Here is a 20133-nt window from a genome sequence, read left to right as displayed (position 1 = left end):
GGGCCGGCCCGCTCATGCCGCCGCAGCGACACGCAATGCGGCACGTGCGTTCCGTGCGTCGAGGCTGAATGCGCCCGCGCCGAAGTACGCGATCTGCAGCAGGCCGCCGGCCATCATCACGTTCTTCAGGAAGTGAATCATCTGGTTCTGGTCGGCGAAGTTGTGGTGGAAGAACACGGCCGTCACGAGGCTGAACAGCGCCATCGCCAGCGCCACCGGGCGGGCCCGGTAACCCGCCATCAGCAGCAGCCCGCCACCCGCCTCGACGAGCACCGCGACCACGAATGCGAGCGATGGCGCCGGCAGGCCGACGGAGGCGATGTAGCCGACGGTGGTCGCGTGCGCGGCCAGCTTGCTCAACCCGCTCATCAGAAACGGCGCGCCGATCAGAATGCGGCCGAGCAGCGGAAGATACGTGTAACGATTCATGATGCACTCCTGAAATGAAATGATTCGGCAGACTAAAAAAATCAAGGCACTCAGCCGGCGTCCACCATCACCAGCTCGGAATCCTCGAGCGCGACGATGTCGAGCGCGGCCTCGTTCGTGATCGCGACCCCGTCGAGCGATCCCACGCGTTCCCCGTTCACGTCGATGCACCCCGATGCCGCAACGAGATACGCGCGGCGCGATGCGCCCAATGCGTGTCCGACCCGCTCGCCCGCCCTCAGCGTTGCGCCGAGCACGCGCGCGTCGGCACGGATCGGCAGCGCGCCGTCGTCGCCGGCGTAGCCGCTCGCCAGCACGACGAAACGCCCGGACCGGTCGCCCTTCGGAAACGGCTTCGTGCCCCACCCGGGCGCGCCGCCATTCGCTCGCGGCAGCAGCCAGATCTGGTAGACCTTGAGCGGCGTGTCGCCGCCGTTGAACTCCGCATGCCGGATGCCGGTGCCCGCGCTCATGACCTGCACGCCGCCCGCGCGGATCGTGCCTTCGGAACCCAGCGTGTCGCGATGGCCGAGCACGCCTTGCCGCACGTACGTGATGATTTCCATGTCGCGGTGCCCGTGCATCGGGAACCCGCTGCCGACGGCGATCTCGTCGTCGTTCCATACGATCAGCGGGCCCAGCGGCGCGTGCCCGGGCGTACCGTCGGCCGTCACCGCGAAATGGAATTTCGCGCGCAGCCAGCCGTGATTCGCCGTATCCAGCGATGCCCAACGCCGATGCGTCAACATGTTCGACTCCTGTTCCTGCTGCCCGGACGGCGGGCGGTTGCCTGGCGGTGCCTTGCCGGTTTCTGCGCGGCACCGAACGTGGAATGAATGCTAATTTCGCAAAGATCGATCGCATATCTCCTGAATGGCAACGTATCATTGCCCCCAGTAGAATGATCGATTCGAACGGAGCCGCCGCCATGAACCCCATCGCCGACCTGAACGATCTCCGGCTATTCGCGGAAGTGGTGGAACACGGGAGCTTTACGGCGGCCGCCCGCAGCCTCGGCGTGCAAACGTCGAAGCTCAGCCGGCGCATTCGCGCGCTCGAGGAAGAACTGGGCGTGCGGCTGCTCAATCGCACGAGCCGCAGCCTGTCGCTGACGGAAACCGGGCGGCAGTTCCATCAGCATTGCGTCGCGCTGGTCGCCGAATCGAAAGCCGCGAAGGACATCGTGGATCGCACGCGCACGCTGCCGCAGGGCACCGTGCGCATCAGTTGCCCGGTCGGTTTGCTGAGTTCGGGTGTCGCCGCGATCGTCGCACGCTACATCGAGCGCCATCCGCAGGTTCAGGTGCGGCTCGATGCAACCAACCGGCGCGTGGACGTGATCGAGGAAGGGCTGGATTTCGCGATTCGTGCGCGGGTTCCGCCGCTGGAGAACACCGATCTCGCCGTTCGGCAGTTGGGACTGTCGTACCGGATTCTCGTTGCGAGCCCGGCACTGGCCGCCCGCTTTCCGGCGCCCGAGTCGATCGACAGCCTGAAGGACTGGCCAACGGTGTCGACGGCCGGCAGCGGCGACCGGTTCGTGTGGAGCCTGACGGACGCCGACGGGCGCGCCCTCGCCTTCGCCCACCGGCCGCGACTGGCGACCGACGATCTGGCGACCCTGCGCCTTGCCGCGCTCGACGGTATCGGCGTCGCCGAATTGCCGCGCGAACTGGTGAACGCCGACCTTCAGGCCGGCCGGCTGCTCCATCTGCTGCCCGCGCTGTCGGCACCGACGGCGCTCGTCCACGCGATCTTCCCGACCCGGCGCGGGATGGTGCCCGCCGTTCGCCATCTGCTCGACGCGCTCGTCGTGGGCTTCGAGGAACTGAACCGGGTCACGTAGCGGCCGCCAATGCAGCCGCACGCGCGCCGCAACTGCGCGCGCCGTCACCGGACGCGCGACGCGCATCGCGCCGCCGCGCACCGGGCCCCGATCATGCGCCGGGCAGGATCACCACCTTGCCCTTCACGCGCCGGTTTGCGATCCGTGCGATCGCATCGGCGGCACCGGCCAGCGACACGCGCTCGGTAATCGCCGGACGCACCTTGCCGGCCGCGAACCATTCGGCGAGCAACCGCATGTTCGCGACATGCTGCGCCGGGTCGCGGCGCATCGCATCGCCCCAGAACACGCCGAGTATGTCGCGCTCCTTGAGCAGCGCGAGGTTCAGCGCGATCTTCGGGATCTCGCCGGCCGCAAAGCCGACCACGAGGAACCGGCCGCGCCACGCGGTCGCGCGCAGCGCCGCTTCGCTGCAAGCACCGCCCACCGGATCGTAGACGACGTCGGCGCCGCGCCCGCCGGTCAGTTCGTCCACGCGGCGGCGCAGGTCTTCGGTCGCATGGTCGATCGTCTCGTCGGCACCTGCTTCGCGGCACAGCGCCAGCTTGTCCGCGCTCGACGCCGCCGCGATCACGCGCGCGCCAAGCGCCTTCGCGATCTCGATCGCGGCGATCCCGACGCCGCCCGCCGCACCCAGCACCAGCAGCGTCTCGCCCGCTTGCAGGCGCGCACGCTGCTGCAATGCGTGCAGCGACGTGCCGTAGGCCAGCACCAGCGCCGAACCCTGCTCGAACGCCATTCCCGGCGGCAGCGCGGCGATCTGGTGCACGTCGGCCACGCACTGCTCGGCGAACCCGCCGTGCCCGGTGAATGCAACCACCGAATCGCCGGGCCGCCATGCGGTGACGCCCTCGCCCACCGCGTCGATCACGCCGGCAAACTCGGCGCCCGGCGAAAACGGCAACGCCGGCTTCACCTGATACAACCCCTGCACGATCAGCGCGTCGGGAAAATTGAGCGACGCGGCCTTCACCTGGATCCGGACCTGGCCGGCAGCCGGTTCGGGAATCGCCACATCTTCGATACGCAAACTGTCGATCGGGCCGAATGCGGTACACAACAGGGCTTTCATGCGCTTCTCTCTCCTTGCGCGGCATGGCCGCGCCTCGGTGCGGCCGGCGGGATACCCCCGCGCGGCCGGTTCAAGACGAATGTCCGACGGTCACCGGAGGCGGCGTTCGCGACATCGTCAGCATTCCGGAATGTCGGTGCGATACCGTTCAGAACCACGCGTCGTGCATGTCGAGCGGCGTCGTGTCGACGCTCGACAACAGATCGAGCTGCGCATCCACCTTCGGCAATTCCCAGCGGGAAAAATAGCGGGCCGCTGCACGCTTGCCGTCGTGGAAATCATCGTCGTGCCCGTGCGCGGCGAGCGTCACGTCGAGCCAGAGCCATGCAACGACGAGATGGCCGAACGCTTCGAGATAGACGCTCGCGTTCGCCAGCCGCCGCTGCGGATCGTCGATCGTGCCCAACTGCTGCGTGACGTCGCACAACCGCGCCCAGCGCCGTGCCAGCGCATCGGCCTGCTCGCGCGTGCCGGCATCCAGCGGCCGCGCGCGTTCGACGGTCGCGCCGATCCGCCCGCCCAGCGCGCGCAACAGCGCGCCATCGTCCTGCGCGACCTTGCGGCCCAGCAGGTCGAGCGCCTGGATGCCGTGCGTGCCTTCGTGAATCGGATTCAGCCGATTGTCGCGGTAGAGCCGCTCGACCGCGTAGTCGCGCGTGTAGCCGTAGCCGCCGTGCACCTGGATCGCGAGGTCGTTCGCGGCGAGACACCACTGCGACGGCCAGCTTTTCGCGATCGGCGTGAGGATGTCGAGCAGGCGCGCGGCATGGGCGCGCACGTCCGCATCGTCATGCGCGCGCGCTTCGTCAACCAGCTTCGCGCAGTACAGGATCAGTGCAAGACCGCCTTCGACATAGGCCTTCTGCGCGAGCAGCATGCGCCGCACGTCCGGATGTTCGACGATCGGTGCCTGCGGCGCGGCCGCATCCTTGCCGGCCGGCCCGAGCGGACGCCCCTGCGGCCGGTTGCGCGCGTAGTCGAGCGCGTGCAGATAGCCGGTGTAGCCGAGCGCCACCGCGCCCGCGCCGACACCGATGCGCGCCTCGTTCATCATGTGGAACATGTAGGCGAGCCCCTGATTCGGCTTGCCGATCAGGTAGCCGATCGCGCCCGCGCGCCCTTCCGGACGATAGCGCGTGCCTTCGCCGAAATTCAGCAGGCAATTGGTCGTGCCGCGGTAGCCCATCTTGTGGTTCAGCCCGGCGAGCACGACGTCGTTGTGTTCGCCCTGCGCGCTACCGTTGGCTCCCGTCAGGAACTTTGGCACGATGAACAGCGAGATGCCACGCGTACCGGGCTGCAGCCGGCCGTGTTCGTCGGGAATCTTCGCGAGCACGAGGTGGACGATGTTCTCCGCCAGCTCGTGTTCGCCGCCGGAAATCCACATCTTGTTGCCCGTCAGCCGGTAGCGCGGCCCGAGCGACGAGTCGCCCTCGAAATCCGCGCGCGTCGCGATGTCGGACAGCGACGAGCCCGCTTGCGGCTCGGACAGGCACATCGTGCCGAGGAAACGCCCTTCCAGCTCCGGGCGCGCGAACGCGTCGATCTGCGCGGGACTGCCATGTGCGACGAGCAGGTTCGCATTGGCGACGGTCAGGAACGGATAGGCGGCCGTTGCGATGTTCGCGGCCTGGAAGAACAGGAACGACGCGGCTTCGACGAGCTTCGGCAACCGCATGCCGCCGAGCGCTTCGTCATGGCCCGCGGCGATCAGCCCGGCATCCGCGAACGCGCGCACCGCCGGTTCGACTTCGGGGATCAGCGTCACGCGCTCGCCGTCGAAATGCGGTTCCTCGCGATCGCCGCGCGCCGCATGCGGCGCGAACAGATCCTCGGCAATCCGCGCGCTGGTATCGAGCACCGCGTCGAAGGTCTCGCGGCCGTGCTCCGCGAAGCGCGGCAGCGCGACGAGCGATTCGGCGTCGAGCCAGTCATACAGCAGGAACGCGAGATCGCGTCGCGACATCAACAGGCTCATCGTGCTGCCTCCCGGGGTGCCGGCTTTGTCAGCCGAATGAAGGGTTCCGTGACCGCAAGTGCTGGCAGGAATTTAGCACGGTCGTTCGCAAACGACAACGGCAGGCAAGCTAGTCCGCGTAGCCGGGATTGCGTCGATCGAGCCGGCGCAGCAACCCGGGCCAGACGAGCGCGCCGGCGCCCATCCCGCGCGTGACCGCCGCGATCTGCTGCCTGATGCCGTCGAGAATCGGCTGCGCGATCGGCCGCAGCGCCGAGCCGCCGGCCTGCGCGCGGACCTGGATCATGCACGCCGCCTCGAAGAAGTACATCGCGACGAACGCGTCGGCCGGGCTCGCGCCGACCGTCAACAGCCCGTGGTTGCGCAGCATCAGGTTCGTGTTGCCGCCGAGGTCGTGCACGAGGCGCGCCTTCTCGCCCTCGTTGAGCGCGATGCCTTCGTAGTCGTGATAGCCGAGCGACGCCAGCACGCCGAGCGACTGCTGCGACAGCGGTAGCAAGCCCGCTTCCTGCGCCGACACGGCGACGCCGTTGATCGAATGCGTGTGCATCACGCACAGCGCGTCGTCGCGGGCCGCATGCACCGCGCTGTGAATCGTGAAGCCGGCCGGGTTGATCTCGTACGGCGATTCGGACACCTTGCGTCCGTCGAGATCGATCTTGACCAGCGACGACGCCGTGATCTCGTCGAACATCATCCCGTACGGGTTGATCAGGAAATGGTGTTCCGGGCCGGGCACGCGCACGGAGATATGGGTGAACACGAGATCGTCCCAGCCGAACAGCGCGGTGAGGCGATACGCGGCCGCCAGGTTGACTCGTGCATCCCATTCGGCGGGAGAAACCGTCTGCTTCACACTGACATCGGATGAGGCCACGTCACACTCCTTGTTCAGGGGTCGATGCGGACCGGGCCGCACGATGCGGCCCGGCGCGGGGGATATTGTGCGTCAATCCGCCGGCGGCTTCGCGAGCTGATCGGCAACCGGCAGGCTGCGGATGCGCGTGCCGGTCGCCGCGAAGATCGCATTGGTCAGCGCCGGCGCCACGGGCGGCAAGCCCGGTTCGCCGACGCCGCCGAGCGGCGTCGCGAAGTCGTCCGGCGCGACGAGATGCACGCGGATTTCACGCGGCGCCTCGTTCATTCTCAGCACCTGGAAGCCGTTGAAGTTGCGCTGTTCCGGATGGCCGTCCTTGAACGTGATCTCGCCGTGCAACGCGATGCCGAGCCCCATCACCACCGCCCCCTCGAGCTGCGAGCGCACACGCTCCGGATTGACCTGCGGCCCGCAATCGATCGCGATGTCGACGCGCGGCACCGTGATCTTGCCGTCCGCGCCGACCTGCACCTCGCACACCGCCGCCGTGTACGACACGAAGCTGCGATGCGCGGCGATCCCGAGCCCGTGCCCCTTCGGCAGCGTGCGCCCCCAGCCGGCTTCGCGCGCAACCGTCTCCACCACCCGCCGCAGCCGGCCCGTATCGACCGGATACAGCGCGGGATCCTCGCCGTAGTTCACGTTCTTCACCGCGAGGTGCGGCTCGAAACGCCGCGCGGGCCCGATCAGCTCGAGCAGGAAATCCTTCGGATCGCGGCCGGCCGCATGCGCGAGCTCCGACACGAAACTCTGGATGCCGAACGCGTGCGGAATGTTGTAGACCGAGCGAAACCAGCCGATCCGCGTGTGCGCTTCCGCGGCCGGATTCTCGATCCGCACGTTCGGAATCGCGAACGGCAGATCCACGATCCCTTGCGCGAGTTCGCCCGGCTGCTCGTGCACGACGCCCGCCCGGAACGTCGACTGGATCGACGGCGCGACCGTGCGATGCTGCCACGCGACTACCTTCCCCGATGCATCGATCCCGCCGTCGAACGCTTCGAGCGACACCGCGTGGAAGTAGTCGTGCGCGATGTCGTCCTCGCGCGTGAACGTCAGCTTCACGGGCGCGCCGGCCGCTTTCGACAGCAGCGCGGCTTCCACCACGTAGTCTGGCTTCGACTTGCGGCCGAACCCGCCGCCGAGCAGCGTGACGTTGACCGTCACGCGTTCGGCCGGCAACCCGAGCGCCTTCGCGATTTCGTCACGCGTGGTTTGCGGCGCCTGCGTGCAGGTCCACACTTCGCAGCGGCCGTCGGCCACGCGCGCGACGGCCGCGGGCGGCTCCATCGTCGCGTGTGCGAGATGCGGGATGTAATACGTCGCACGCACGCGTTTCGCGGCGCCGGCCAGCGCTGCCGTCGCGTCGCCGTCGTTGCGGATCACGTCGCCCGGCTGCGCGGCGGCCGCTTCGAGCGTCTTGCGGTATTCCGCCGAGTCGTAGTTCGCGTGGGGTCCGCGCGTCCAGTCGAGCTTCAACTGCGCGCGGGCCTGAATGGCCGTCCACGTGTCGCGCGCAATGACGGCCACGCCGCCAAGCGGCTGGAAACCGGACGGCAGCGGCGTCGATGCAAGCTGCACGACCTTGACGACGCCCGGCAGCTTCTCGGCCGCCGACGCGTCGAACGACGCTACCGTGTCGCCGTACACCGGCGGTCGCGCGACGACCGCATACAGCATGCCGTCGAGCCGCGTATCGATCCCGTAATGCGCGCGGCCGCCAACGATGTCGCGTCCGTCGATCAGCGCCGTCTTACCCTTGCCGATGAAGCGGAATTCGGCCGGCGCTTTCAACGGGAGGGTCTTCGTATCGGGCGCCGGCAGCGCGGCGGCTTGCGACGCAAGCTCGCCGAAACCGAGCTTGCGCCCGCTCTTCGTATCGACGACCTCGTGCACCGTCACCTTGGCCTGCCGGACATCGACGCCCCACGCGGTGGCGGCAGCCTGCTCGAGCATCGTGCGTGCAGCCGCACCCGCGCGGCGCAGTGCGGCAAAGCTCTGGCGCAGGCTGCGCGAACCGTCGGTGTTCTGGTTGCCGTAGCGCGGTTCGTCGCCGACGGCCTGCGCGACCTTCACGCGTGCCCAGTCCGCGCCCAGTTCGTCCGCCACCACGAGCGCGACACTCGTGCGCACGCCCTGCCCCATCTCGGAGCGGATGCAGGTAATGGTGACGGTGCCGTCCGGTGCAATCGCAACGAACAGGTTCGGATCGTCGCGCAACCCGTGCGGCATTCCCGCGCCGCCATACTGCGGATTCGCGCTGACGGGCGGCTGCACCGGCGCGGCCGCACGCGCAAGCGACGGCACGCCGAATGCGAGCAACAACCCGCCGGAAGCGAAGCCGAGCAGCAGCGCACGACGGCTTTCGTTGTGGGCGGAGAGTTCGGGCGCGCTCATGCGGCACCTCCGCGACGCACGGCCAGCCGGATCGCCGCGCGAATGCGCGTGTAGGTGCCGCAGCGGCAGATGTTGCCGGACATCGCATCGTCGATGTCGGCGTCGGTCGGATGGGGATTCGTCTTCAGCAGCGACGCGGCCTGCATGATCTGCCCGGACTGACAGTAGCCGCATTGCGCGACGTTCAGTTCCTGCCACGCCTGCTGCAGCGGATGCGTCAGGTCCGTCGACAGTCCCTCGATCGTCGTCACGCGCTTGCCGGCAGCCGCTGCGACCGGCGTGATGCACGACCGGATCGCCGCGCCGTCGAGATGCACGGTGCACGCGCCGCACAGCGCCATGCCGCAGCCGAACTTGGTGCCGGTGTGGCCGAGGACGTCGCGTAGATACCAGAGCAACGGCATGTCGGGATTGCCGTCGAAGTGCTGCTCGCTACCGTTGATGGTCAGCGTGATCATCGTTCACCTCTTGGTCGAGGCGCCCGCGTCGCACCACGGGTGCCGTGTGGGGATTCGTACGGTGCCGGGCGCGTTCGACTGCGCCGCTCCGGCACCGCCTGGTGGACTGCTGTCAATGCGTGATCGGTGCTGCAGCGTGCCGGGGACCACCGTATCGGGCGCGCCGGGCGCACGACTCCGCTCGAAAGCGGGCGCCCCGCGGGCCCGATTCTGCCCCATGCAACCCGTCACGCAAGCAACGCGACCCTGTCCGGGCTGCCAGAAACGGCGCGCCGGACCGCCGGCACCCGCGCGCGACGTCCCGCCGACGCGGCTTCGACCGCGCCCGGACGGGCGGAATCGTATGGGGAATGAGCCGGGCTCCAACTTTAACTGATGTGCTGCGGTTTTGCGCCGCCGCGCCGGATGCGCCCCGATGCGGGGTGCCACACGCGTCGATCGCTCCCGCTATCCGACGCGCACCACCGGCTTGCCGGAAAACCGCCGCTGCTTGAGCCCTTCGAGTTGCACGGGCAACATGTCGAAGTCGCCCGTGACGCGCGCTTCGGGTTGCATCCGGCCGTTCGCGATGCGGGCCAGCAGCATGCTGCCCGCCGCGGTCGTCTCGAGCCATGCTGCGTCGTCGCCATACACGTGCAACGCGTTCAGCGCGACCTCATGAAGCGACACGCTCGATGTAAACGGCGGCAGCGGCGGCGCGTCGAAGCGCCCCTGGATACAGACGATGTGCCCGTTGGCGGCAACCGCCGGCGCCCACCGGGCAGCGTGTCGCGCATCGACGCTGTCGAACACCGCATGGAAGCGCCGCGCCAGTTCATGCGTCGCGCCGATCGCTTCATCGCCCGGGCCGCTCAGGAATCGGCTTGCGCCGCGCGCGCGCAGGCGCTCCCAATGGCGCTCGTGACTCGACACCGACACCACGAACCCGCGCTCGGCGGCAAGCTGCACCAGATAGTTGCCGACCGCGCCCCCTGCTCCGCTGACGAGGATTTCCGTCGACACGCGACACGGGACTTTCTCGAGCGCCTGCCAGGCGGTCAGCGCCGGGCACGGCACGCTCGCCGCCGTTTCGAAATCCAGCGATTCGGGCACCGTCAACAGCACGGACGCGGCAATCGGCGTGTATTCCGCGAAACTCCCGTGCTCGCCGAGCGCCTGGTGATACGCCACCCGACGGCCCAGCAGATGGTTCATCGCGTCGTCCGCGACCGCGACCACCATGCCTGCGCCGTCGACGCCGGGCACATGCCCGGGATGCCAGGTCACCAGCGCACCGCCGAGCACTTTCCAGTCGACCGGATTGAGGCCGATTGCGTGGTTGCGGACCAGTACCTGGCCGCGCTTCAGTACCGGCATCGCCCGCTGTTCGAGACGCAACTGTCCGGGGTGCTCGCAGCCTTGCCAGGTCCACGCCCGATAGCGGGCCGGCAACGAAGCTTGATGATTGGATCGAGTCATGGAGATTGGGATGAAGTGAGACGCGGCAGGCGGCGAGGCCGCGCCAGTGCCGTCCGCGTCGCCACGGACGATCGGCGCTCGCGTGCAAGGAATCCCCTGCATCGCGCATCCGGTCGTCAATGCGATGTCCGGAAGATGCGGGGTGGATATCCGCTGAAGTATCGGTGCACGGCATCACACCGGAAAAGGGACTTTCCGCGAAAACACTTTTGAATGCGTCGGGAGAATTCGTTCCAGGTCGCATCAATGAAACGATCCGGCCGGCCTTGCGGCCGGACCGGATCCTTGTACGTCCGACTCCGGGTCGAATGCCCCGGAAGGCGCTACCGCGCACGCCCCATCACGGCGACCGCAACGCCTGCAGCCCCAGCGTGAGCGCGTTGAACGGCATCTCCGCTGCCCCCATCGAGAAGCTCGTCGTCTTCGTGGTCACCCCGGGCGTACGCATCAGCGCGTGAACGATCCGCTCGCTCGCATGACCGTCACCGTACGGATTGCTCGCGCGCGACATTTCCTCGTAGGCACTCTCGCTGTCGAACAGGCGCGATGCCTCCCACACGATCCGCTCCTGGTCGGTACCGACGAGCCGCGCGGTGCCCGCCTGGATCGCTTCGGGCCGCTCGGTCGTCTCGCGCGTGACGAGCACCGGCTTGCCCAGCGCCGGCCCTTCTTCCTGAATGCCGCCCGAATCGGTGATGATGAAATGCGCACGGGACATCAGGAATACGAACGACAGGTATTCCTGCGGCTCGATCAGGTAGATGTTCGGCACGCCGCCGAGCCGTGCGCGCGCCGGCTCCCTCACGTTCGGATTCATGTGCAGCGGATAGACGAACTGCGCGTCGCGATAGCGGCTCGCCAGCGTGCACAGCGCCTCGCAGAAATGCTGGAACGGTTCGCCGAAACTTTCGCGCCGATGCCCGGTGATCAGCACGACGCGCCGCGACGGCTCGAGAAACGGAAAATACGCGGCAACCTTGTCCGAGAGCGCACTGGTACGGTCCAGCATGCGTTTGACCTCGTGCAACGCATCGATCACGGTGTTGCCGGTCAGCGAGACCGCCCCACCCGGCACGCCCTCGCTCAGCAGGTTGTCGCGTGCCTGCCCGGTCGGCGCGAAATGCCATGACGACACCGCGTCGGTCACACGGCGATTCAGCTCCTCCGGCCACGGCGACCAGATGTCGCCGCTGCGCAAACCGGCCTCCACGTGGCCGACCGGAAGATAGCGATAGAACGCCGCCAGGCTGACCGCCAGCGTGGTCGTCGTATCGCCGTGCACGAGCACGACGTCCGGACGCAAGTCGTCGAAGACCATGCCGATCGCCTGAAGAATGCCGGTCGTCACGTCGGTCAGCGTCTGGCTTTGCCGCATCAGGTTGAGATCGTAGTCGGGCTTGATATCGAACAGCGTCAGCACCTGATCGAGCATTTCCCGATGCTGGGCGGTCACGCACACCCTGGCGTCGACATCCGCTTGCGCCTTCAACGCACGCACCAGCGGTGCCATCTTGATGGCCTCCGGCCGAGTCCCGAACACAAGCAAGATCTTCTTCATCGTTATCCTCGTTTAGCCACTTCGCGCCGGACGACCCTGCACGCGGCGCGAAGCATGTATTCAGGCGGCGCTTCCCGTACTCGCACGCGGTCAACACGCGGCAGTGTCGCGGGGCGAGCGCGCCGTCTTGTCCGCGCGGTCTGGGCCACGCGAATCGTCGTACTACCGGCGTCCCGTTGCACGAATCCATCACGTCATGAGTCGTTCCTCGCTGTGTCGAGCGTCACGTCAGTTCGTCACGTCACTCCCACTACAGCAATATTCAAACCAGCCGCCCCGGATCCGGGCCCGCTTCGTTCGACGCGCATCGCACACATAAGGTGCGTTACGGAATGTTTCACAACTGCTACGGGCTGTCGCATCGCACGGCGGGCACGACAACGATAAACAGCCGGCCGCTCGCGCGATCCGTCTGACGACGTCGTCCGATGAATGACGCAGGAATGCCGGTCTTCGATCGTGCCTCGAATCGCGTGCATCTTTCGAGGCGCTTTACGTCGCCTCGATTCGCCACTTTTGTCTGTGCAGCGCAAGCCGCGCGCCCGGTTGCCTGTCGCGGCCGCGCACGCCGGATTTCCCGGGCATGCGGCGGCGTTTGCGTCACACGAATCGATGCGCGGGAAATGTTGCGAATGTGTAACGCGGATCCGGAGCGGGAAAATACATCGGAGTCCGGTCTATTTTTTGCACGAGATGGCGCGACGCGCGCCGGCATTCTGGCCGACACACATTCGACGCACGACGCGCGATGTCGCGTCACGCAAGGCCGCGTCCGGCAAAGCGGCATGGACTCGTCAGACAAACCGCCCGCCGTGCGACGTATTCGATGCACCGCGCCGGCCGCTCGGGGTCGGATGTCGTGCGCAATCGCTGATTCGTCAGTGAATCAAAACACGTCGCCGCCGCTGCCGCGGCAACCGTGCTCGCCGCCCCGCCCCTTGCTGCGCGGGGCATCGCGGCCGATGGCTCACGCCTTGCTTAATGTCAGACAGGTGCGTCCCGAAGCACTCGCACGGCAGCAGACAGACGGGGACGCCAAAGCAACGAAGCCGGAAAGCGACACGACGCGTCGGTCCGGGGCGGCCGACATCCGCCCCAGCGCGACAAACGCGCCGCCGCTTTCCATTGATATCCGCGCGATCCACGGAGCGCCTTCAGCTCTCATCGGTCGTCGTCGCGGACACGGGGATCGGAACATGACGAAAACGCGGACGGCGTCACTCTGCGAGCAAGGCATTCTGCTGCTGATCGTGCTTGCCTGCTCGCTGATCGTGCGCGACACCGCATTGCAGGCGGCCGTCGAACCGGTCCGGCTCGTCATGCCTGCCGCAAACGCCGCGGTCGCGGTGGAACGCACCGCGCTCGACAGCGCCCCGCTCTCGATCCCCATGCAGGCCTCGCCCGCCGCCGATGCTTCGCTCGAGCTGCCGCCCGCCGTCGCACCGGGTATCGCGCTCGACCCCGACCTGCTGCTGATACCCTGCGTCGCCTACCTGTGGCTGTTCACGCTATTGACGTGCGTGTACGCCGCGCGGCATTACGCGTTCAGCCTCGACCGCCTGTTCAAGCCGCAACACGCGCCCTACCGGACGATTACCCACGGCGAATGGCCGCGGCTCACGGTCTTCGTCGCCGCCCACAACGAGGAAGCCGTCGTCGTCGATTGCCTGATGGCGCTGCTGGCGACGACCTACCCGCGCGACCGCCTGACGATCATTCCGGTCAACGACCGCTCGACCGACAACACGCGTGCGCTGATCGACGAGGTCCGGACACGCGCGCCCGACCTCATCCAGCCGTTTCACCGCGAATCCGGCAAGCCGGGCAAAGCGGCCGCACTGAAGGATGCGTTGCAGTTCATCCGCGGCGACATCATGGTGGTGTTCGACGCCGACTACCTGCCACGTCCGGGGCTGCTGAAGGAACTGGTCGCACCGTTCTTCGATCCGGAGGTCGGCGCGGTGATGGGCCGCGTGGTGCCGCAGAACGCCGACAGCAACCTGCTCGCGCGGCTGCTCGATCTCGAGCGCGCCGGCGGCTACCAGGTCAACCAGCAGGCCCGCAACAACCTCAGCCTGGTACCGCAGTACGGCGGTACGGTCGGCGGCATCCGCAAGGGCGCACTCGACGCGGTGGGCGGCTGGCGCGACGACACGCTCGCCGAAGATACCGACATGACCTACCGGCTGCTGTTGAGCGACTGGCGCACGGTCTATCTGAACCACGCCGAATGCTATGAGGAAGTGCCGGAGCGCTGGGCCGTGCGCGCCCGGCAATTGACGCGCTGGGCGAAGGGCCACAACCAGACGCTGCTGCGCTATCTGGTCCCGGTGCTGCGCAATCCGCTGATCTCGCGGCGCTGCCGGCTCGACGGTGCGCTGCTGCTCGGCGTGTTCGTGATGCCCGCGCTCCTCGCGATCGCATGGAGCGCCGCGCTCGCGCTCTATCTGTTCAACGGCGTCAACTCGACCGCGCTCGGCCTGATCGTGTCGCTGTTCGCGCTGTTCTCGTTCAGCACCTTCGGCAACTTCGGCGTGTTCTTCGAGATCGTCGTGGCCGCGCGGCTCGACGGCCGCGCGACGCGCCTGCGGCTCGTGCCGGTCAATGTTGTCGGCTTCTGCGTGACGATCGCCGCGGTCGTCTCCGCGCTATGGGGGCTCGCGCTCGACGCTGCATTTCGCCGCGAACTCAAATGGGACAAGACCGAGCGTTTTCGCCGGCAACTGAAACCGGAGCGATGATCGATGACGACCTTCAATGTGATGGTGCCGGTGGCCGGCGTACTCAGCCTGCCGTTCCTGCCGATGCTCCATGAACTGATCCGGCGCAGCGACGTCGCGGCCCTGCCGATCGGCGACGGCCCGTTCGTCGACCAGGCGCTGCTCGCCGCACGATGGCACGACGCGCTGCGCGCGCACGTGGCCGGCGAGCCGCCGGCCGATCCGTCCGCCGCACTGCCCTGGCAGGTGCTCGGGCTCGCCGTGCAGCACGCCGATGCGATCCACGTCGCACGCGACGAGCATCGCGACGACGTGCTCTACGCTCATCGCGCGATCACGCTCGACGACGGCGCCCGGGCCGCTTATGCGTTCGCCGACGAGCGCATCGACATTCACGCCGGCGCGACGATCGGCACGCTCGCGCACGCGCCGCAGATCGACATCGACGGCGCGGTGCTGCGCGGTGTCGTGGTCGGCAACACGGTGCACCTGCACGGCGCCGGCGGCTTCTCGTGCCTGTATGGCGAACCGGTCGTCTTCGGCGCGGCGCCGAGCGCACGGCCGGCCGGCACGCCGGCCGCTCCGCGTCGCGCAATCTCGCTCACCCGCCATTTCGCATCGCTACCGCATCGCTTCCTGCACGGCCGCTACCTGCTGAACTGCGACGTTCGCCTGCCCGCGCACACGGTCGTGCAAGGCAACCTGATCGTCGACGGCACGCTTGTACTCGGCGAAGGCTGCGTGCTGCGCGGCAGCGTCAAGGCGCATCGTGTCGAACTCGAACGTCACGCGTTGCTGCACGGCGCCGTGTTCGCGCGCGACGACGTGCTGCTCGCGAACGCGAGCTGCATCGACGGCGTCGTGTCGGCCGGTGGCCTGCTGCGGCTGACGGGCGCGCGCATCGGTGTCGCCGGTCACCCTGTCAGCGCATGCGCGCGCGACGTCTCGGTCGTCGGCCATGCCTGCGTGCACGGCGACCTCGTCGCGTGGCGCAGCGGCTGGTTCCACGCATCCCGTTAAGGAGCGCCCTCATGTCCGATCGCCCCTGCCATCGCGGCCCGCGCGTGCCGGTTGCCGCCCTCGCGATGCTGTGCGGCGTCGCCTTCGGCGCGCCCCCGGTACTGGCGGCACCGCAGGACGACGCCGCCGCGATGCCACCTGCGCAATCGCCGGACGCCGGGACCGTCATTACGCCACGGCCGCGCGACGAGTCCACGTTCGTACGCGTGAGCGCCGACGGCCTCCCGGACGGCGTATCGCTCGCCGAGTTCACGCCGGACGATACGAACCGGCCACCGCTGCCCGATGCAGTCGTCACACACGTGCAGGCGCCCAAAGAGACGCATACCGAACTGTCGCTCGGCTATTCGAGCGCACACCTGACGCACGGCTACGGCGACTGGTACGGCGTGCATCTGCGCGGCGTCTATCAGGATGGCGGCCGCACCGTGCTCGGCGAACTGGCGCAACTGCACCGCTTCGGCGAGAACACGCAGCTCGGCGCGCTGACCTACGTGCAGGACATGGGGCCCGACTGGTTCGGCGGCATCGGCTTCGCGGGCACCACGTCGGGGACGATCCTGCCGAGCGCACGCGTCGACCTGTCGATCAATCGCAAGCTATTGTCCGATCGTTCGCTGGTCGTGTCGCTGGGCGCCGGCTACGCGTGGAACCGCAGCGGCCACCGCGATCAGCTCTATCACGCCGGCGTGATCTGGTATGCGCTGCCGAAGTGGATTTTCGAGGCGGGCACGAACTACACGGTCGATTCGCCCGGTTCGGTGAAGGCGCCCGCCTACTATGGCGCCGTCACCTACGGCGAAGTCGGCAAGAGCGTGATCGTGCTGCGCGGCGGGTTCGGCCGCGAGGCCTATCAGGTCACCGGCTCCGGCTCGCAGATCGCCGATTTCCGCAGTCACGAGATCGAAGCGAAATGGCGCTACTGGTTCACGCGCAAGTGGGGCACGCAGGTCGAATTCGACTACTACCACAACCCGTACTACTCACGGATCGGCGGCGAGCTGAGCGTGTTCTATCGCTGGTAACCGGGCGGGCGCCATGCAGACGCATCCCGTCCGTCCTCCCGTCGATCGCTCGCTTCGCATCCACGCGTATCCGCAGCGCTGGCTGTCGTCGATTGCACTGCTGACGCCCGCACTGTATGCATCGCTGTGGTTCGGACTGCCGCTGGCCTGGCGCTACTGGCGCGCGGTCATGGTCTGGGGCGCGCACCAGATCGATCCGGCGCTCCATGTGGTCGTGATCGGCTATCCGCCCGATGCGCCACGCGTGCCGCTGCTGTCGATCGACGTCGCGGCCCGGATGCCAGGCGGCGTGCTGCTGGCCGTCACCGCCGCGCTCTGCGCGGCCGGCTTCGCCGCGTCGTTCATCCGGCGCACCAACTGGCTGCCCGTTGCATATCTGTTACGTATCGCGAGCTTCACCCAGTTGCTGATTTGCGCATACTTCTGGCTCTCGCCCGGCACGTTCCCGTATGTCCCGCTGCTGCACCTGCGCGACATGTTCGTGCTGAACGGCGCGGCGATCGCGCTGATCCCGCTGGTGATGGCCGCGTTGTACTACCCGCTCGATTTCTCGCTGCTGCAAAAGACCGCCGCATCGCTGCTGGTGCTCGGCTACTTCGTGCTCGCGCTGCCGTTCGTGATGCTGCTGCACGCGATGATCATCCATCACGGCTCGCTGCTGTTCTTGCCGTTCTGCTATTTCCTGCTCGGCGGGCCACTGCTGATCGGCCTGCTCGTCACGCTCTACACCTACTGCGCAAGCTGGCCCGGCGCACTGACGCGCGATCGCGATTCCGTCTGCTGATATCGCGTACAAACGCGCCGTATCAGCGATGAAACGAATCCGTTGCGTTTGCGATCACCGCATCCGCCCCGCGCCGCAAGAAGCCAGCAGGACCGGGCTTCCACGGCAAATGGCACGTTGTTCGCTTCTTTCATTTCGTCGCATCGAGTCCTCTCATCGGCGAAGGCAGCGCGGCAAACGTGCACGTTTGCGCATGTCCGGCTGCTTTCGACAAGCACCGCTCGATGCCCGACGAACCGGACAGCCGCACACACTTACGGGGCAGGATTGGACGACCTGGCCGCACGCGCATCACGGTTGCCGCGCGCCCCCATCCCTTGAGCGAGGAGCACACCATGTTGGCAAAGTCAGGCAAGTTCTTGCGGATCCTGTTCGCGTTGTTCGCGCTGGCGTTCGCATTCAGTCCGGGCGGCGTTCAGGCGGCCACCAACCAGCTCATCCTGCTGGTGCCGAATACGCTGACGCTGCCCGATCCGCGTGTGTCCGCATGGCTCGACACCGCGCAGGAGGAAGGGCTGCAGATCACGGTCATGACCGACAGCCAGTTCATGGCGGCCGGCTCGTCGCTATCGCAGTATCCCGGCCTGATCCTGCCGGACCAGGTGCACACGACGGCCGACGACACGCTCGTCACGGCGATCCAGAACTACGCGCTGAACGGCGGCAAGGTGATGCTCGTCTACGATTTCGGCGTGCTGAATTCGGCCGGCTTCTACGTGAGCCCGAAATCTCGTTTCAGCAACATGGTCGGTGTGGACTACGTACTGTATGACCAATTGGGCGGCAACATGATCGGTCTCGGCAACGTGACCGGCATGAGCAGCTGGCTGCGCACGCTCCAGGTGCCTCCCGGCAAGTCCATGACGTGGACCACGACGGCTTCGACCACGACGACCGCCAGCGTCATGGCCGCGGCGACCACCAGCAACTCGAAGTCGAACAACTCGTCGAAGCCGACGACCGGTACCGCGCTCTATCTGTCCGGCAGCCCGTCGAACCCCGGTGGCCTCGCCAACTACAACCACGGCGCATGGTTCCAGTACGACACGTCGCCTGCAGGCAGCGGCGTGCTGAACCAGACGGCCCCGAAGCTGAACGGCGTCGCGAACGGCAAGCTCGTGAAGTCCGGCACGTATAGCGCCAACTCGCTCGTCAGCACGACGACCGGCAAGGCGGCCACCGCGCTCGCGTCCACGATGGCGACGACCACCGACACGCTCGAAGGCATCTCCGGCTACGTGTACGGCTTCCTCACCTATCCGAGCTTCGTCACGCAGGGCACGTACACCGGCACGACGATCCTGACGTCTCCGACGTTCGGGCTGGTGTCCGGCTACAACACGTACGGCAACGGCGGCGTGCTGTTCGTCAACCTGCCGCTCGCCTACCTCGACGGCCAGACCGACGGCATGCTGATCCACGGCTACCTGCATTATTTCGGCACGCAGATGCTGAACCTGCCGTCGCTGTCGCCGCTGCCGAAGGCAATGGCCGGATTGGTGTTCAACTGGCACTTCTGTGCGGGCGACCAGATCCAGCCTGCGCTCCAGCTGAAGAACCTCGGCGTGTGGAACAACGGGCCGTTCTCGCTCGTGATCACGGCCGGCCCTGACGAAGCGGCCTTCGGCGACGGCGACGGCGTGAACCTCGCCAACAACCCCACCGCGCAGAGCCTCGTGAAGTACTTCCTGAGCAAGGGCCATCACGTCGGCAGCCACGGCGGCTGGATTCACGACTACTGGGGGGCAAATGCCAGCGAAACGAACGCGAGCACGTTCACGCAGTATCTGGTGATGAACCATCAGGCCATCCAGGCAGCGACGGGCCAGCCGGACGTCGAATACGCGGCGCCGGAAGGCAACACGCCGACCTGGTCGGTCAACTGGCTCGAAGCCAACGGCTTCAACGGGTACTACTTCACCGGCCACACCGGCTCGGCACCGACCCGCGCATACCGCAACGGCGCGCTGCTGAACCCGGGCCTGTGGGCTTACCCCGTGATGCCGTTCGGCAAGTACGCGACGTTCGAGGAGTTCCAGCAGTATGCGGTGCCGACGAGCGACGTGAACAACTGGTACGCAGCCCTGATGAACTTCGTGGTCGCAAACCGCACGAGCCGGCTGATCTATGCGCACCCGCTCGGCGCTTCGTCCTACACGTCGACACTGTCCGCGATCTTCTCGCAAGCCAATACGCTGAAGCTGCTCGGTCAGTTCAAGTGGTACACGATGAGTGACATCACGATCTTCGATCGCGCACGCCTGAACGTCACGTGGTCGGCCACCGACACGGGCAGTAGCTGGTCATTCGCCGCCAGCCACCCGACGAGCCTCGCGAACATGACCTGGTTGCTGCCGAAGAAGGGCTTCGCCCTGCCCGTCATCACACAAGGCATCGGCAGCGTCGTCATCACCGACTCGACATACTGGCTCGTCACCGCGAACAGCGGCACCAGCATCAAGTTCACCAGCGCCAAGGTGAACTGAGCCGCAACGTCGACCCACCCGCCGG

15 protein-coding genes are annotated in these 20133 nt (G+C 67.3%); 6 read left to right on the top strand and 9 right to left on the bottom strand.

Features of this window, described 5'->3' with window-relative positions; all coding sequences use genetic code 11:
* Window positions 1–12: 12 nt before the first annotated feature.
* Both BLA15945_RS08910 and BLA15945_RS08905 read right to left on the bottom strand, forming a co-directional pair.
* The gene (locus tag BLA15945_RS08910; protein WP_059234945.1) at window positions 13–429 is read right to left on the bottom strand and encodes a DoxX family protein; all 417 of its coding nucleotides are present in this window, start codon (window positions 427–429) and stop codon (window positions 13–15) included.
* A gap of 50 nt (window positions 430–479) precedes the next feature.
* The gene (locus tag BLA15945_RS08905; protein WP_174992075.1) at window positions 480–1178 is read right to left on the bottom strand and encodes a pirin family protein; all 699 of its coding nucleotides are present in this window, start codon (window positions 1176–1178) and stop codon (window positions 480–482) included.
* 179 nt (window positions 1179–1357) lie between these two features.
* Between BLA15945_RS08905 and BLA15945_RS08900 the strand changes: the two genes are divergently transcribed.
* Window positions 1358–2275: a LysR substrate-binding domain-containing protein gene (locus tag BLA15945_RS08900; RefSeq protein ID WP_174992111.1), complete on the top strand. Its 918-nt coding sequence runs from the start codon at window positions 1358–1360 to the stop codon at window positions 2273–2275.
* Window positions 2276–2366: 91 nt separating this feature from the next.
* Here the strand turns inward: BLA15945_RS08900 and BLA15945_RS08895 are convergent, their stop codons facing one another.
* The 7 genes from BLA15945_RS08895 to wecB all read right to left on the bottom strand — a co-directional run bounded on the left by BLA15945_RS08895 (window position 2367) and on the right by wecB (window position 12073).
* Window positions 2367–3347 (bottom strand): NADPH:quinone oxidoreductase family protein, encoded by a 981-nt coding sequence (locus tag BLA15945_RS08895; RefSeq protein WP_174992074.1) that lies wholly within the window; start codon window positions 3345–3347, stop codon window positions 2367–2369.
* 148 nt (window positions 3348–3495) lie between these two features.
* Window positions 3496–5325, bottom strand: coding sequence for an acyl-CoA dehydrogenase (locus tag BLA15945_RS08890; RefSeq protein ID WP_174992073.1), 1830 nt, complete (start codon window positions 5323–5325; stop codon window positions 3496–3498).
* A gap of 109 nt (window positions 5326–5434) precedes the next feature.
* Window positions 5435–6202 (bottom strand): class II aldolase/adducin family protein, encoded by a 768-nt coding sequence (locus BLA15945_RS08885; RefSeq protein ID WP_174992072.1) that lies wholly within the window; start codon window positions 6200–6202, stop codon window positions 5435–5437.
* Window positions 6203–6274: 72 nt separating this feature from the next.
* Window positions 6275–8599 carry a xanthine dehydrogenase family protein molybdopterin-binding subunit gene (locus BLA15945_RS08880; protein ID WP_174992071.1) on the bottom strand — a complete coding sequence of 775 codons (2325 nt, stop codon included), beginning with the start codon at window positions 8597–8599 and terminating at the stop codon, window positions 6275–6277.
* A complete protein-coding gene (locus BLA15945_RS08875) occupies window positions 8596–9057 on the bottom strand; it encodes a (2Fe-2S)-binding protein (protein WP_059234957.1) in 462 nt (153 codons plus the stop codon). Before BLA15945_RS08875 ends, BLA15945_RS08880 begins: the two co-directional genes overlap by 4 nt.
* Before the next feature lie 447 nt (window positions 9058–9504).
* The gene (locus BLA15945_RS08870; protein WP_233464156.1) at window positions 9505–10515 is read right to left on the bottom strand and encodes a zinc-binding dehydrogenase; all 1011 of its coding nucleotides are present in this window, start codon (window positions 10513–10515) and stop codon (window positions 9505–9507) included.
* 340 nt (window positions 10516–10855) lie between these two features.
* A complete protein-coding gene (gene wecB, locus BLA15945_RS08865) occupies window positions 10856–12073 on the bottom strand; it encodes a non-hydrolyzing UDP-N-acetylglucosamine 2-epimerase (protein ID WP_059234962.1) in 1218 nt (405 codons plus the stop codon).
* Window positions 12074–13269: 1196 nt separating this feature from the next.
* Between wecB and BLA15945_RS08860 the strand changes: the two genes are divergently transcribed.
* From BLA15945_RS08860 to BLA15945_RS08840, 5 genes are all read left to right on the top strand, one after another.
* A complete protein-coding gene (locus BLA15945_RS08860; RefSeq protein ID WP_059234964.1) occupies window positions 13270–14814 on the top strand; it encodes a glycosyltransferase family 2 protein in 1545 nt (514 codons plus the stop codon).
* A 3-nt stretch (window positions 14815–14817) separates the two neighbouring features.
* Complete coding sequence (locus BLA15945_RS08855; RefSeq protein ID WP_059234966.1) at window positions 14818–15813, top strand: bactofilin family protein; 996 nt, start codon at window positions 14818–14820, stop codon at window positions 15811–15813.
* 11 nt (window positions 15814–15824) lie between these two features.
* Window positions 15825–16838, top strand: a complete 1014-nt coding sequence (locus BLA15945_RS08850) for a YaiO family outer membrane beta-barrel protein (RefSeq protein ID WP_174992070.1) — start codon at window positions 15825–15827, stop codon at window positions 16836–16838.
* A 13-nt stretch (window positions 16839–16851) separates the two neighbouring features.
* Complete coding sequence (locus BLA15945_RS08845) at window positions 16852–17622, top strand: hypothetical protein (protein ID WP_059234970.1); 771 nt, start codon at window positions 16852–16854, stop codon at window positions 17620–17622.
* A 335-nt stretch (window positions 17623–17957) separates the two neighbouring features.
* On the top strand, window positions 17958–20108 hold the full coding sequence (locus BLA15945_RS08840; protein ID WP_174992069.1) for a polysaccharide deacetylase family protein: 2151 nt from the start codon (window positions 17958–17960) through the stop codon (window positions 20106–20108).
* Window positions 20109–20133 lie beyond the last annotated feature (25 nt).

This window comes from Burkholderia arboris (genome assembly GCF_902499125.1).
In the GTDB taxonomy this organism is placed as follows: domain Bacteria; phylum Pseudomonadota; class Gammaproteobacteria; order Burkholderiales; family Burkholderiaceae; genus Burkholderia; species Burkholderia arboris.
This window is presented reverse-complemented; position numbering and strand designations above follow the sequence as displayed.

What these genes read in the sequence shown, in the direction of transcription:
- BLA15945_RS08895 (WP_174992074.1), bottom strand. Translation starts at nt 3,347, where the DNA reads ATGAAAGCCCTGTTGTGTACCGCATTCGGCCCGATCGACAGTTTGCGT.
- BLA15945_RS08845 (WP_059234970.1), top strand. Translation starts at nt 16,852, where the DNA reads ATGCAGACGCATCCCGTCCGTCCTCCCGTCGATCGCTCGCTTCGCATC.
- BLA15945_RS08910 (WP_059234945.1), bottom strand. Translation starts at nt 429, where the DNA reads ATGAATCGTTACACGTATCTTCCGCTGCTCGGCCGCATTCTGATCGGC.
- BLA15945_RS08875 (WP_059234957.1), bottom strand. Translation starts at nt 9,057, where the DNA reads ATGATCACGCTGACCATCAACGGTAGCGAGCAGCACTTCGACGGCAAT.
- BLA15945_RS08870 (WP_233464156.1), bottom strand. Translation starts at nt 10,515, where the DNA reads ATGACTCGATCCAATCATCAAGCTTCGTTGCCGGCCCGCTATCGGGCG.
- BLA15945_RS08880 (WP_174992071.1), bottom strand. Translation starts at nt 8,599, where the DNA reads ATGAGCGCGCCCGAACTCTCCGCCCACAACGAAAGCCGTCGTGCGCTG.
- BLA15945_RS08860 (WP_059234964.1), top strand. Translation starts at nt 13,270, where the DNA reads ATGACGAAAACGCGGACGGCGTCACTCTGCGAGCAAGGCATTCTGCTG.
- BLA15945_RS08840 (WP_174992069.1), top strand. Translation starts at nt 17,958, where the DNA reads ATGTTGGCAAAGTCAGGCAAGTTCTTGCGGATCCTGTTCGCGTTGTTC.
- BLA15945_RS08855 (WP_059234966.1), top strand. Translation starts at nt 14,818, where the DNA reads ATGACGACCTTCAATGTGATGGTGCCGGTGGCCGGCGTACTCAGCCTG.
- BLA15945_RS08890 (WP_174992073.1), bottom strand. Translation starts at nt 5,325, where the DNA reads ATGAGCCTGTTGATGTCGCGACGCGATCTCGCGTTCCTGCTGTATGAC.
- wecB (WP_059234962.1), bottom strand. Translation starts at nt 12,073, where the DNA reads ATGAAGAAGATCTTGCTTGTGTTCGGGACTCGGCCGGAGGCCATCAAG.
- BLA15945_RS08850 (WP_174992070.1), top strand. Translation starts at nt 15,825, where the DNA reads ATGTCCGATCGCCCCTGCCATCGCGGCCCGCGCGTGCCGGTTGCCGCC.
- BLA15945_RS08905 (WP_174992075.1), bottom strand. Translation starts at nt 1,178, where the DNA reads ATGTTGACGCATCGGCGTTGGGCATCGCTGGATACGGCGAATCACGGC.
- BLA15945_RS08900 (WP_174992111.1), top strand. Translation starts at nt 1,358, where the DNA reads ATGAACCCCATCGCCGACCTGAACGATCTCCGGCTATTCGCGGAAGTG.